Origin of the sequence: Nostoc sp. FACHB-190 (assembly GCF_014696905.1) — a bacterium.
Taxonomy (GTDB): Bacteria; Cyanobacteriota; Cyanobacteriia; order Cyanobacteriales; family Nostocaceae; genus Nostoc_B.
The window spans coordinates 1-14,523 of record NZ_JACJQW010000011.1 but is presented as its reverse complement, the minus strand read 5'-3'; the positions used below and the strand labels follow the sequence as shown (position 1 = coordinate 14,523).

Here is a 14,523-nt window from a genome sequence, read left to right as displayed (position 1 = left end):
GTAATTTCTGTCTTCAGGAGAATGAACTCTCAACGCCTGAGAATAAAAATAAATTTATGAATGCTTGGAACATCAATCTCTATCTCTTACGGGAAAACCTGCTGTTTTTTACAGTTTCCACATTTTTGATTGGGGTAATTAGTTGGGGCTGGAAAAACGCCAAGCCATATACTGTACCTTTACCTTTTCCTTGGTGGTATAAGTGGTGGTTTTTAACGATGCAAATACTCGGTGTACTACTACCACTACTAATTATGCTCCTGTGGGGCGTATGGTGGAAACAGGGCATCGTGTTAGCTGTACTGGGCTGGTACTTTATTATCTTGGTTTGGCAAATTTTTTTTGAAACCTTCACCCTGAGAAAACTACAACATGTTGTCTGGGTAATGGTTCCCTATATCTACCTCCCCTATCGTTTTTGGCAACTTTACGAAGGTTTGACGCTGTTGGGTTCTCAGACAGAACTACTTTGGGTGCGATATTTACTGATTTTGGAACTGGTGCTATGGATTGTCAATTACGCCATAGATGTAGTCCAACTTCCTCGGCTATTTCGCTGGGAAGTTAATTCAGCGCCTGTAATTAGTGATAATTGATAAATAGTATCAACTAGATTGAAAATATTTATGATCAGGCTAGAAACTCTGAGTGTTGGAGTTATGCTTGCTGTCGTAAACTGATAAATACAGCAAAATGCAACAAACAATCTCAAAAACTTGCATTCTTTAACAGCCTCATTTACAGTCAAGATAGATTCTCTAAAGTTCAATTATGTAGATAAAACTCTAGTTTTATCTACAAACAGTATCTTATCTTACATTTAGGAATTTTTTTAAACTCTTTTTTTAATCATTTATTGAGAAAAATTTGCAATATGATACTTAAAATTAGAACTTTACAAGTGAGCGACTTCCGGGAACTGTACAAAATACGGAAAGAATCGCTATCTAAAGACAAGATGCTACTCTTGTACACTCGCCACAGTCATAATTTAATCAAAAATTTAAACTTTTTCCTGAAAAGTACAGCAATAACTTTTTGGAATTTAGCTGACAATATTGTAGAGATTTTATTAACTAGACAGTTTTTGTTGAGAAAGAATGTTATAAAGTGGCAGTTTGCTTTTAAGCCGTAAATGCAGATTATTTTTGTTTATCTTGTGGAGATGAATAAATTGTAGTCATCAACACAATTTTGTTTACGCCTTCATTATCTGTAAAGCCAACAAACGAGATAAGTTCGATGAATACCTTTTTTTGTTCTGACTATGCGCGACAAGTAGGTGAAGAATTAATTGGTAGTGCTACCAATTACGAAACATATATTTTAGTTGAGTGTCCACCACCTTGGACTACAGAAGCTTTTAATTCTCGTTGGGTTCCTAAAAACTTACAACTTTTGGTAGAAGAAATTACCCGTGCAAAACTACCAATTAGATTTCTGTTAATTGCTAATGATGTATCCCATAAAGCAGACGAAACAACACTGTTAATTTATCAAAAAAAGCAGGGTTTAAGTCATGGATACTGTAAGTATGAATTTCACTTACCAAATATTGAGTTAGTCGCAGGTGTTGTCAAAAAATGGTTAGCACATAGCACTACTGATTATCAAGTATATACAGACGCAACAAGAGATATTTTAGTGTGTACTCATGGTAGTCATGATAAATGCTGTGCTAGATATGGCAATCCTTTTTACTTCCACGCTGCTCATACTGTAGCTGATTTGCAATTAGATAATGTGCGCTTGTGGAAATCTAGTCATTTTGGCGGACACCGTTTTGCACCAACAGCCATCGACTTACCAGAAGGCAGATATTATGGTGTTCTTGACCAAGAAACATTCCAAGCAATATTAACCCGTACTGGCGACATTCACTGTTTGGAAAAAGTTTATCGCGGGTGGGGAATTTTACCAACTCAGTTACAGGTTTTAGAACGAGAATTAATCTTACATCATGGCTGGGATTGGTTTAATTACAAAGTCTCCGGCAAAATCCTGGAACAAAGTTTAGATAATCAGACATTTCTTGGTGAAATCAGTTGCGAAAGTCCTGATGGTTCTCTCTATACCTATCAAGCTCAACTCATTCAGGATAGTCATAAATCTATTAAACTCAGAAGTGCTTGTAATTCTCAAAAAGAGTCAGTATTAGTTAAATATGCTATAGCTAATGTCTGGCTATCCTCTACAAAGGTGGTTAGTTTTGCTCAATAAGAATTCCAGGGTTACTCATCTACCAATAATTATGTTTATTGATAAAAATTGAGTTAATAATCAAAGAAATAAGTAGAAATCAGATTACCGAAGTGTGGATACTGAGCGCAGTCGAAGTATCCACACTTTGGCAAGCTCAGTGCATCGATTCGCTCAACTTTCTTCTAGTCGTCTTATTGAGCATTGAGCGTTCGCGTAGCGTCTCCCTTGGGGAGAAGTCGAAATGCGTCTTGTTCACCTACTTCTCATATATATATAGCAATCCTAAATCATTTGTGAAATTCTCTTTCTTTTCTTCCTTCTCTTTCTTTGTGTCCTACCCTTCGGGAAGCCGCTATCGCGTCTATGCGCCCTTTGCGGTTCGTTAAAAATAATAATTTTTTACAACTCAGATAGGATTGCTATAGTGTAGAAGTTTATATTTCCACTCTATAGAATCATGAGATTAAATTCCTAACATCTGTAAGTTGTGTAAGGTTGCATACATCCCTCCTTGTTCTAACAGTTCTTCGTGGCTACCTTGTTCAATTAATTCACCCCGCTTGAGAACAAAGATGCGGTCTACGTTGCGGATTGTAGATAGGCGGTGAGCAATAATAATTGCAGTACGTCTGACTAAAAGTTGATTGAGTGACTGCTGAATTAATGCTTCTGTATTCACATCTAAACTAGCGGTTGCTTCGTCTAATACAAGAATTTGGGGGCTACGAATAGCAGCACGGGCGAAGGCTAATAGTTGTTTCTGCCCACTAGAAAGGTTCGTGCCGCGTTCTCGCAATTGAGTATTGTAACCTTGGGGTAATTCTTCAATAAACTGAGCAATGTTGGTGTTTTGTGCAGCTAATTCAATTTCCTCGAATGTATATCTATCTCCGAGAGTGATGTTACTTTTGACATCGCCAGCAAATAAAAAGCCTTCTTGTAAAATTACGGCCATATAGCGGCGTAAGTCTGCCTGGGGAACTTCTCGAATATCTACTCCATCAATTAAAATCCGTCCTTGGGTGGGTTCATAAAGGCGACACAACAGGCGAATAATGGAACTTTTACCTGCGCCTGTGGGGCCGACTAAGGCGATTTTTTCACCGGGACGAATTACAAAGTCTAAGTCTTTGATGACAAAATCATCGTCTTTGTAAGCAAACCAGACATGCTCAAAGCGAATTTCTCCTAATTCTGGGGCTGAATTGAAGGTTTGTGCTTCCATTTCAGCAATGATTTCGTCTATGTAACCGAAGCTATGATCAAAAACTGAGAAGCGTTGATTATTAAGATCGCGGATTTCTATCGGTTCATCTAAAATATCGTTAATTCGTTCAATCGCCGTAAAGCCCGCTTGAATAACGGTAAATTTCTCTGCAAAATCTCGCAATGGGTCAAATAATCTCTGGGCATACAGAATAAATGCAGACAAGACACCAAATGTCAAGCTTTGTTCTAAAAGTAACCAACCACCCATCCACAATACACCAGCGATCGCAACTAAGCCAATCCATTCCAAGGTAGCTGAAACGGCTGAATCATAAAATATGGTTTGATCCATTTGGTCAACGTAGCGGTTGTTAACAGTACGAAACAACTCTGCGTTAATTTTTTCTCGCCGAAACAACTGCACTACATTAATCCCAACAATATTTTCTTGTAGCTGGGAATTTAACAAAGAGAGTTCATCTCGCGCTTTGTAATTGGCTTTGCGGTACTGTTGTTGAAAGTAAATAATTAACCAGGTAACAGGTAACAAGATTAACAGCAGCAAACAAGCAAGTTGCCACTGAATAGACAACATAATCCCAATAATCACCACCATCGAAAATATATCGGAGACGATGCCAATTGCTCCAGTGGAAAATACATCTCCCAAAATTTCTACATCACTGGTGAGTCTGGTAATTAATTTGCCAACTGGTGTACGGTCAAAAAAGCGGACTGCCAAAGATGTGACATGCTTAAACAAGTCCTGTCGAATGGCGGCTGTGATATTTTGTCCTAATTTCTGGAGTAGATAGCCTTGAATACTGGTGAAAAATAATCGGGTGACAATGGCAACCAATATAAAGCCTTCCAGAATATTGATGCCTTGCCATAACGGCAGATTCCTGAGAAACTCATAAGTACTTGGCTCATTGCGAATCAGAGAAATAGCTTGCCCAATCAACAATGGTTGTATGGCACTTGCTAAGGCGATCGGCACAAGCAAGATTATTGCCAAAGTCAGCAATCTAAGATGACGGCGGGCATAGGGAACTAAACGTAAAAATAATCGCCAGTCATTGCTATGCGATCGCTCTCTTCTGTAAGATTTTTTTCGGGGTTGGTAGATGCTCATAATGGGAGCATGAAATTAATTGGATTTTGCACTGGGAAAACACGCTTATTTAATGTAGCACCCACACCTGCGGTTTAATGATATGTCAGAGATAGAAACTCCCAGGCTGCGGTTAAGACACTTCGTCACAGATGACTTTGATGATCTGTTCCGTATATACAGTGATACAGAAGTCATGAAATACCTCTCCCCAAGAAATAAGGAGCAAACACAAGCCAGCTTACACAAACATATCCAGCATTGGCAACAACATAATTTTGGTATGTGGGCAGTAGTTTACAAAGATAACGGTAAACTGATTGGGCGTTGCGGGCTAGGTTTTTTGGACAATACCTCAGAAGTTGAACTGGGTTACGTGTTGGATAAATCTTACTGGAATATGGGAATTTGCACGGAAGCCGCCACCGCAACAATAAAATATGGGTTTGCAGAAGCTAGATTAAATCGTATAGTAGCGATTGCTCATCCAGACAACATCGCCTCAGTGCGTGTCATTCAAAAAGTTGGCATGAAATACGAAAAAAACGCCCGTTTCTACAATGTAGATGTGGTTTACTATGCACTCAACCAAGAAGCGTGGCAATTGAGACAATTTAGCTAAACATTTAATTGCGATCACTACTCAACAGCACAAAATCAAAAATGCTTGCGATCACCTCCACAATTTACCATAGCGATCGCTTGATACTCTCAGTCATTAGAACACAACCCCGACTCAACAAGCGGGGTTGTAATGTTAAGTTATGCAGTAAAAATTTGTCGAATTAAAATACTCATCACTTCATCAGAGTCTTCTGCGGGTAATAATGGACTCCAATCTCCGACATTTGCATAACCAATCGCCTGCAAGTAATGTATTGTGCTGGTGACTGCTTTGGGCGAACCAATCAACAAATGTTTAATTCGTTCTCTTTTAGAAAATGACTGGGGTGGAACAGGTTGTTGATTGTCGGGATTTTCTCTCTCTTGTGCCATGATAGTAATCGACTCCTATTTAGGTGTTGAAAGAAAGGCGATTGCGGACTCTTCCCGGAGGGCGATCGCCTTTCTCATATCTTTATATTACAGTATAATTTTATACTTGTCAATTGCTAAAACAAAAATATTGACAACAAAATTGTCCTTCTAATTAAGACAATTAGAGGATTTTGTCAGATTTGTACTGTGTATAATATTTTGTTGTGTACAGTACCTAAAATAAAGATGAGCGATCGCATTTGGGGAAATCAAGCGATCGCAAAATCAGTATAGTGTCTAACATCCTGTGGATAAAAAGCTAAAACAATTTTATCTTTGGGAATTCCTGCGGCTACGAGTTCATTGGCAATGCCATATTCAGTACCGTCACGCTGAATCCAAATTTTTCCATCAATAATTTCAATATGGATAATACAACCATGAACTCTTTCTTCTCCCTCCCATCCCAAAGTCATGACTATGTAATTAGTAGCTGTGCGATCAATGATCAGCTTTATTTCTAATTGACGGTTAGCATAAGGTACTTTTATATATTCATTCAGAATCTTGTCAATGATTTTTTGATATTTTTCTAAGGTATCCATTGCACAATTACCTCTTGCTTTGTGTCAAATACAACTAAACGTAGACGGTTCTTTTTTAATAAAATTTTGCCGAATTAAATTAATTTGAATGATCTTGTATAGCTTGATGAATTTCTTCGATAATTGGATCTTGCCCATAAGTTTTATCTTTCTATAAAAACACATAACCTGTGATGAAATTCTACACTTTTCTGGAATTTAGGGTGTTGGTGTTGATTTTGCTTATGATCTGGCCAGTAGGATGTGTTAGCGTCAGCGTAACGCATCACCAGATATCTCCTACAATTTTTTCAGAAATCAAATCGGATTCCCATATTAAATCCACTTCCTGTTCACTGATAACTGATTATGAATGAACAGCGCCAGCAAGCATATCTTAATCTAATTCAAACCCTGCTAAATTGCCCTAGTGGAGAAGAACCGGGGATATTAACAGCAAATAAAGAATTGCTGGATGCAGGTTTTGTGCAGGTGGTAGCAGCAGTAGCAGAGCATTTTGCACAGCAGGGAGAGGAGAACACCGCTAATTGGTTGAGGAATTTAACTGCATATCTCACCTCAGAAACTCCTGCCATCACTGAAGCAGATATAGAAACTTACGAGGAATTTATCTTAGAAGTATTGCAAGCAACAGCAGAAAGTAACGGCGATCCTCAAGTAATTCACCCCTTGCTGGATGCTAACACCGATAAACTCAACCTTATTTTTGCAGAATTATTGCGGCGTTGGGCAACCAATACCCTAGCAGAAGCAGAACCAGATACAGCAGTAAACATCGCCTTATTAATTAATAAATTGAGTAATCGGATTAGTGATTTTCCATTGGGTAGCAAAGCCAACAACATAGAAATTGCCATCACTGGTTATGAAACCACCCTCAATTTATATACCCGTAGAGCTTTTCCCGAACAATGGGCAGCTACGCAAAATAATCTTGGGATTGCTTACTCATACAGAATATTAGGAGAACGAGCTAAGAATATTGAAAAAGCAATCGCTGCTTATACTATGGCTTTAGAGGTTAGAACCCGCAAAACTTTTCCTGAAAAATGGGCAGCTACGCAAAGTAATTTGGGAGTTGCTTACTCATACAGAATATTAGGGGATAGAGCAGATAATATCGAATTAGCAATTGCAGCTTATACTGCGGCTCTAGAAATATATACCCGTAGAGCCTTTCCTGAAAAATGGGCAGGTACACAAAGTAATTTGGGGAGTGCTTACTCATATAGAATACTGGGAGAAAATTCTGAGAATTTAGAGTTAGCAATTGCGGCTCATAGTGCTGCCTTGGAAGTATATACTCGTAGTGCTTTTCCTGTAGATTGGGCAGGTACGCAAAATAATTTGGGAGAAGCTTACCGTAACAGAATATTGGGAAAAGAGACAGAAAACCTCGAAAAAGCAATTGCAGCTTATACTGCGGCTTTAGAAGTATATACTCATAGCACCTTTCCCGAACAATGGGCAACTACGCAAAATAATCTGGGGGCTGCTTACAGTCAAAGAGTATCAGAAGAGCAGGCAGAAAATATCGAAAAAGCAATCGCAGCTTATAGAGCAGCTCTGGAAGTATATACCCGCACAGCCTTTCCTGATGAATGGGCAACTATGCAAAATAATTTGGGAGTTGCTTACCGTAACAGAATATTAGGAAATAGAGCCGAGAATATTAAAAATGTGGTTTCTGCTTATACTGCTGCACTCCAAGTACATACCCGCATCACCTTTCCTCAATACCATGCAGAAACTTTGTTAAATCTTGGCAGGTTATACCAAGAAGAAAAACAATTTGACTCAGCTTACAATACTTTTACCCAAGCAATAGAAACTATCGAAACCTTACGACAGGTTATTATTTCAGGCGGAGAAGCCAAGCGTAAACAAGCTGAGGAATGGAATACACTTTATCGGCGAATGATGGAAGTTTGTCTAGCCTTGAAGAAAGACACAGCAGCTATTGAATATGTCGAGCGTAGCAAAACTCGTAATTTAGTAGAACTTATCCTCGAACGTGACAGCAAAACTATCTTTCCTCCAGAAGTTTTCACTCAACTAGAACAACTCCGAGACGAAATCGCCAGTAAACAATATCAACTCCAAAACGGCAAAGCTGAAAACCCAACTGCTTTAGCTCAACATCTCCAAAAATTGCGACAGCAACGCAACAACTTACAAGATAAATATCTGCCTGTTGGTTCTAGTTTCAAGTTTGATCAATTCCAAGAAACCTTAGATGCAAATACAGCAATTATAGAATGGTACATTGCCTCAGATAAAATTCTCGCTTTTATTATCAAACCTCACGGACAAAAATTAACAGTTTGGCAATCTCAACCAGAAGATTTAGCTGCTTTCATCAATTGGGTAAATGAATATCTAGGCGACTACTACAGACAAAAAGACAAATGGCGGAATCAGTTAGAAGAACGATTGCAAGAATTAGCTAATATTCTAAACATTGAGGAAATATTAAACCTAGCCCAAATACCCAAAAACTACAAATTAATCTTGATTCCTCATCGCTCCTTACACCTACTACCGCTTCATGCTTTACCTGTAGGTGAATCATGTTTAATCGACTTATTCCCCAACGGCGTGAGTTATGCACCCAGTTGTCAACTACTGCAACAAGTACAACAGCGTAAACGCCCAGATTTTCAATCCCTGTTTGCGATTCAAAACCCAACAGGCGATTTAAACTATACAGATTTAGAAGTACAAGTTATTCAAAGCTACTTTAATACTGCCAACGTCCTGAAAAGAACAGATGCTACACTTACCACAATTAATAATTCTGACTTAAATACTTACCACTGCGCCCATTTTAGCTGTCACGGGTTTTTTAACTTAACAAATGCTGGTAAATCAGCATTAATTTTGGCAAATTCACCCGTCACAGATACACCAACAAAACCTGATTCCGAACGTTATCTAAATGTAAGAGCAGGGGAAACTCACGATTTAGAAAAATGTCTTACCCTAGATAAAATCTTCGCTCTCAAATTAGAAAAATGTCGCCTCGTCACCCTTTCCGCTTGCGAAACTGGATTGATTGATTTTGATAATTCCAGCGATGAATATATTGGTTTACCTAGTGGTTTTCTGTTAGCAGGTAGTCAAGCTGTAGTCAGTAGCTTGTGGAAAGTTGACGATTTATCTACAGCATTTTTGATGATGAAATTTTATGAAAATCTGCAAACCCTAAATAGTGTCTCCCTTGCACTCAATCAAGCACAGCAATGGTTGAGAAATTTAACAACAGAGGAATTTGAAGCACTATTGGTTAAATACGATTCACAAATTGAAGAAATTTTTGCTCAACTCCCAGAAGAAAAGCGTTTAGTTGCAAGAGCAATATTAAGAAGAATGTGCAGGCGTAAACCCCATCCTTTTGCAGCACCATTTTACTGGGCAGGATTTACAGCTACAGGGCTTTAACAGTGAACAGTAAACTGTTAGGGACTTGTGTAAACCGAGTTTCGACTTTGCTCAACTCTCGACCCTTGAGGGTTGAGCGAAGCGATGCACTGAGCTTGTCGAAGTGTCGAAACCCGTCTGGTTGCAACCTTATTAACCCCCAGATCCCTTAACAGAATCAACTGATAACTGAATTTAAGGTTCAGGTTTGACAGTTTCACAAAACTGCTTTTTCCCAATTTTGGCAACATAAATAACTACGGGAGTTGCCAAGGCTATAGGAATATTACCACTTGCTGCAAGGGTGGCGATCGCCGCAGTCAAGACTCCCGTCATTAATTCGTCAAATTCTTCTTGACAAATGATATTGCTGAGTTTTTCGGCTAATTTTTCTAAAAAATTAAAATCCCCTCTCAAGCTAACTTCTGCATCCGTTGTCTCAACAGCAATTAACTGTGTAGCCGCTTCCAAATTTCCCTTACAATCTTCTATTGCATCCAAAGCGGCTAAAGCCTCTGGACTATCTACCAACTGGCTGCGAAACTGAGCAATTTCCTCTGGTGTAAGGGTAATCATTTAATAGTTTGAACAATAAATAAAGACACGAAATACTCAGCAATTATACATTGAATGCCTAATCTGAAGATACCGAGTCAAAAACCTCCTGCGCTGTTAATTTCAACTCCGGGAAAGTCGGCGATATAATACGGTTTGTTCCTCTAAACGGAGTCATCTGATATTCTCCGTCAATTAACTCGCACACAAAAATGGTAGGTTGTTTGGGATTACCAATAAATTTGCGCCCGCCCAGTGCAGCATAATCAACAATCCAATATTCTGGGATACCCATACCTTCATAGTCACGAAGTTTATCGTAGTAATCATCCTGCCAATTGGTTGAAACTACTTCAACTATTAGTTTTACCGAAGTCGCGTTTTGAATAACAGATTCTTTTTTCCAGCGTGTCTCAGTATCGATAGTTTCTTGATTTAACACAATAATGTCCGGTTCATATCCAGACTTGTCGCGGTGCGGCTTGATAATAGATTCTTTAGGAATAGTCCAAATGCTACGCTTACCCATCTCTCTAATTGTGATGAGTAATTCTTCAATCAAAAAACCAGCTAAATCAGAATGTTCGCCTGTAGGTTTAGGCATTTCGACAATCACCCCATCATGCAATTCGTAACGAACTTCTGATTTTTCGGGATACCATTCGATAAACTCATCAAAGGTGTATAACTTTGGTTCAGCTTGGGTTTGGGTCATCAGTTAACGCCTCCAAATAGTACTTGACCCTTAACTTGCCCAAAATCACACTGGGTTGAGCAAGCTTGATAGCTATTACAGCCAAACACTTGCTCAACCTCAGAGATTTTTAACGCATAGTCACGAATTCTTCAGCCGAAGTTGGATGAATACCGACAGTTGCATCAAAATCAGCTTTGGTAGCACCCATCTTAACAGCGATCGCTACTCCTTGAATAATCTCAGCCGCACTATTCCCCACCATGTGCGCCCCTACGACCTTATCAGTATTCTGATCAACGATCAGCTTCATCAAGGTTTTTTCATCTTTACCTGTCAGAGTGTAATACATTGGGCGAAAGCGCGATCGGTAAATTTTCACCGCATCCCCGTATTTTTCTCTCGCTTCCGCTTCCGTTAAACCAACAGTTGCAGCTTCCGGTGTCGTGAAAATAGCTGTCGGCACATTAGCATAACTCATAATTCGAGATTTACCACCAAACACCGTATCTGCCAACGCTCGACCTTCATTAATCGCAACAGGAGTCAAATTAATTTTATTTGTACAATCTCCCACTGCATAGATATTTTCTTCATGGGTGCGACTGTACTCATCTACCAAAATTGCCCCATCTCGATGCTGAACTGTGGTATTTTCTAAACCAAGATGTTGGGTATTGGGTTTACGACCAACAGCCGCTAAACTCACAGCATCAGCAACTACTGTTTCCTCACTATCTCCACTACCTTTGACTGTAACCTTTACACCTTCTGCACTTTTATCAATAGCAATTAGTTCAATATTATTCAGAATCCGAATACCGTGGTTAATCATCGACTGCTGAATTTCACTGCGGATATCTTCATCAAAACCACGCAAAATCTTATCTCCACGAATCACCTGTGTAACTTCACTACCTAATCCCTTTAAAATACAGGCAAATTCGCAACCAATATAACCTCCACCTAAAATTACGATGCGCTTGGGTTGTTCTTTGAGGTGAAAAATATCATCAGAAGTAATCGCATGTTCAATTCCCAAAATATTTGGTCTGACAGGCTTTCCACCAACAGCAATTAGTACTTTATCTGCGGTGACTTGGCGTTCCCCAACAATAATAGTGTGAGGGTCAACAAATTTACCATATCCTTGCAACACCTCAACTTTGGAATTATCCAACATTCTTTGGTAAATTCCATTCAGGCGGGTTACTTCATTGTTCACCACCGTAATCATCTTTTCCCAATCTAAATTACTCTCAACAGGACTCCAACCATACCCTTGAGATTCTGCAAATACATCAGGAAAATGAGAAGCATAAACCATCAATTTTTTAGGAACACAGCCACGATTAACGCAGGTTCCACCCAGTCTATCAAACTCGGCAATTCCCACTTTAGCGCCATATTCTGCCGCCCTTCTAGCAGTGGCAATTCCTCCAGAACCTGCACCAATTACGAATAAATCAAAATCGTAACTCATGTCTCCCCCATGAATAATTACTAATGCGTAATGCGTAACTCGCAATTAAATTAACGATTACGAATTACGCATTATCAACTACAAATTATTGTATTTAAGCAGTTACAGGTGTCTTTGCTTCCTTGAGGTAAGCCAGCATTGTATCTGCGTCTGAAACTTCAAAAGGATCGGTAGGACAGTTATCTAAAAACCCTGGTTCAATGAAAATCTTTTCAATTTTGCCATCATCAACCACCATTGAGTAACGCCAAGAGCGCATCCCAAAGCCCAGGTTAGACTTATCCACTAACATACCCATTTTGCGAGTAAACTCGCCATTACCATCAGGAAGTAAAAATACTTTATTTGCGCCTTGTTGTTTACCCCATTGGAACATGACAAAGGCATCATTTACAGAAATACAAATTATTTCATCAACGCCTAAAGCTTTGAATTCATCATATAGTTCTTCATAGCGTGGCAAATGGGAAGTAGAACAAGTAGGAGTAAAAGCTCCTGGTAAAGAGAAGACTACAACACGCTTGCCACCAAAAATATCTTGAGTAGTGCGGTCTTGCCAACGGTAAGGATTAGGCCCAGGTACAGACTCGTCACGCACACGGGTTTTAAATAAAACGTCAGGAACTCTGTCGATAACAGCCATATTTACCTCTTCAGCAGTTTATGTATGGGCGGTTAATTAAATTCTGCCATGTAAGTCAGAATAATTCTGATTTAAGAAATATGCAATAGTCATAAATACTTAAAAATCATAAATTTCCAAGCACACTTTCCAGTGAGTCAATACAGATGCTTGAAACTTAAGTCAAGACAATAAAAACCAAAACAAGCCGTCCAGAGGTTTTCACCCCAATGAGGTAAATTCATCTAGTCCCTAGCCTCTATCAACTTGTACTGGAATCAACCGAAAAACGCTGTCATAAAAGTACTTATGCCAGTATCACACCTCAACTATTACTGGTAATACTCGCAAAAGTCCTGTTATCCAACTATCTTCATACTCAAATCCAACCACTTTGACTGAGTAATCGGCGCACTACTAGAGATGTAATCAACACCCGTCGCCGCTAAATCAGCAATACTCTCTAAAGTGACATTTCCCGAAGCTTCAATTTTTACAAGACTATTGTGTTGACGAATCAGAGACACAGCTTCACGCACCATATCCAGACCCATATTGTCCAACATAATAATGTCGGCTTTATACTCTAATGCTTCTTTTACCTGCTCTATCGTTTCAGTTTCCACTTCAATCGTCAACGGATAAGGTATTTGAGAACGAATCCGGGTAATTGCTTCTTTAATCCCACCAGCCGCAGCAATATGGTTGTCCTTAATCATCACAGCATCATCCAACCCCATACGGTGATTGATCGCACCTCCCACAGCAGTTGCATACTTTTCTAAGATTCTTAACCCTGGTGTGGTTTTGCGTGTATCTACAAACTGAACTGGGAAATCTGCAATTTCCTCTACATATTTATAAGTTAACGTAGCAATCCCACTCAAACGCATCGCCAAGTTTAGTGCGACCCGTTCCCCCATCAGTAGTGCATCTAATGACCCATGAATTTCAGCTATTACTTGTCCAGGTTCACAAAATTCACCGTCAGCCACAATAGTCGTAAAGCTAGTTTCTTCATTTAAAAGCTGAAAGACCCTTGCTGCTACTGGTAGTCCCGCAATGATTCCTGGTGCTTTCGCCAGCCATTTTGCTGTTTTTAAGGTCGAATTTGAACTGAGGAGGGGATTGGTGGTGCGATCGCCCCGACCAATATCTTCCAACAACCAGCCACGCAATAGCGGATCTAACACTAGCCAAGGCGGTAAAACACCAACTTTATTCACGACCGTACTATTTCTCGAATCACTTTCAGAAATACTATACCCTAAAACCTATATCTCATAAGCTTTTTAGCAATATCACAAAAAAATTCCGAAAAACTTTTAGAGAAGAGGTTGACAGTGAGGGGAAGGTTAGTTATATTGGATAAGTGCCTGAGAGAGGGGGCGCTGCAAAGCGAAGCTCGCTCGAAGGGAACCGAACCATGAAAAGATTATAGTTTGAAAGCAATAATAACACAAGTAGCCTGCGTCAAGTAAATAAAATAACCGGGCTAAGGTTAAAAAAGAGTAGCCAAGAAAGGAATCAAAACGGAGAGTTTGATCCTGGCTCAGGATGAACGCTGGCGGTATGCTTAACACATGCAAGTCGAACGGAATCTTTAGGGATTTAGTGGCGGACGGGTGAGTAACGCGTGAG

12 protein-coding genes and 1 rRNA gene are annotated in these 14,523 nt (G+C 39.4%); 5 read left to right on the top strand and 8 right to left on the bottom strand.

Going from position 1 to position 14,523, the window contains the following annotated elements; translation table 11 throughout:
- Positions 1-56 precede the first annotated feature (56 nt).
- On the top strand, positions 57-596 hold the full coding sequence (locus tag H6G28_RS14305) for a hypothetical protein (RefSeq protein WP_190671544.1): 540 nt from the start codon (positions 57-59) through the stop codon (positions 594-596).
- Positions 597-1,242: 646 nt separating this feature from the next.
- Positions 1,243-2,220 (top strand): ferredoxin family protein, encoded by a 978-nt coding sequence (locus H6G28_RS14300; RefSeq protein ID WP_190592569.1) that lies wholly within the window; start codon positions 1,243-1,245, stop codon positions 2,218-2,220.
- A gap of 445 nt (positions 2,221-2,665) precedes the next feature.
- Here the strand turns inward: H6G28_RS14300 and H6G28_RS14295 are convergent, their stop codons facing one another.
- Entirely contained in the window at positions 2,666-4,546 is a 1,881-nt protein-coding gene (locus H6G28_RS14295; protein ID WP_190592570.1) for an ABC transporter ATP-binding protein, read from the bottom strand.
- A gap of 82 nt (positions 4,547-4,628) precedes the next feature.
- Between H6G28_RS14295 and H6G28_RS14290 the strand changes: the two genes are divergently transcribed.
- Positions 4,629-5,147 carry a GNAT family N-acetyltransferase gene (locus H6G28_RS14290; protein ID WP_190592571.1) on the top strand — a complete coding sequence of 173 codons (519 nt, stop codon included), beginning with the start codon at positions 4,629-4,631 and terminating at the stop codon, positions 5,145-5,147.
- 140 nt (positions 5,148-5,287) lie between these two features.
- On the opposite strand, the gene H6G28_RS14285 is transcribed toward H6G28_RS14290, so the two are convergent.
- The gene (locus tag H6G28_RS14285) at positions 5,288-5,521 is read right to left on the bottom strand and encodes a hypothetical protein (RefSeq protein WP_190671763.1); all 234 of its coding nucleotides are present in this window, start codon (positions 5,519-5,521) and stop codon (positions 5,288-5,290) included.
- Positions 5,522-5,772: 251 nt separating this feature from the next.
- The gene (locus tag H6G28_RS14280) at positions 5,773-6,108 is read right to left on the bottom strand and encodes a XisI protein (protein ID WP_190671541.1); all 336 of its coding nucleotides are present in this window, start codon (positions 6,106-6,108) and stop codon (positions 5,773-5,775) included.
- A 348-nt stretch (positions 6,109-6,456) separates the two neighbouring features.
- Here H6G28_RS14280 and H6G28_RS14275 point away from each other — a divergent pair, with 348 nt between their 5' ends.
- The gene (locus tag H6G28_RS14275) at positions 6,457-9,549 is read left to right on the top strand and encodes a CHAT domain-containing protein (protein WP_190671539.1); all 3,093 of its coding nucleotides are present in this window, start codon (positions 6,457-6,459) and stop codon (positions 9,547-9,549) included.
- Between the two features lie 174 nt (positions 9,550-9,723).
- Here the strand turns inward: H6G28_RS14275 and H6G28_RS14270 are convergent, their stop codons facing one another.
- The 5 genes from H6G28_RS14270 to nadC all read right to left on the bottom strand — a co-directional run bounded on the left by H6G28_RS14270 (position 9,724) and on the right by nadC (position 14,108).
- Positions 9,724-10,104: a hypothetical protein gene (locus H6G28_RS14270; RefSeq protein WP_190671537.1), complete on the bottom strand. Its 381-nt coding sequence runs from the start codon at positions 10,102-10,104 to the stop codon at positions 9,724-9,726.
- A gap of 58 nt (positions 10,105-10,162) precedes the next feature.
- Positions 10,163-10,798 carry a Uma2 family endonuclease gene (locus H6G28_RS14265; RefSeq protein ID WP_190592574.1) on the bottom strand — a complete coding sequence of 212 codons (636 nt, stop codon included), beginning with the start codon at positions 10,796-10,798 and terminating at the stop codon, positions 10,163-10,165.
- A gap of 109 nt (positions 10,799-10,907) precedes the next feature.
- The gene (gor, locus tag H6G28_RS14260) at positions 10,908-12,260 is read right to left on the bottom strand and encodes a glutathione-disulfide reductase (protein WP_190671535.1); all 1,353 of its coding nucleotides are present in this window, start codon (positions 12,258-12,260) and stop codon (positions 10,908-10,910) included.
- Between the two features lie 94 nt (positions 12,261-12,354).
- On the bottom strand, positions 12,355-12,903 hold the full coding sequence (locus H6G28_RS14255; RefSeq protein ID WP_190592576.1) for a peroxiredoxin: 549 nt from the start codon (positions 12,901-12,903) through the stop codon (positions 12,355-12,357).
- A 338-nt stretch (positions 12,904-13,241) separates the two neighbouring features.
- Positions 13,242-14,108, bottom strand: a complete 867-nt coding sequence (gene nadC, locus H6G28_RS14250) for a carboxylating nicotinate-nucleotide diphosphorylase (protein ID WP_190671533.1) — start codon at positions 14,106-14,108, stop codon at positions 13,242-13,244.
- A 303-nt stretch (positions 14,109-14,411) separates the two neighbouring features.
- Between nadC and H6G28_RS14245 the strand changes: the two genes are divergently transcribed.
- Positions 14,412-14,523 (top strand): 16S ribosomal RNA (locus H6G28_RS14245); the annotation flags it as partial.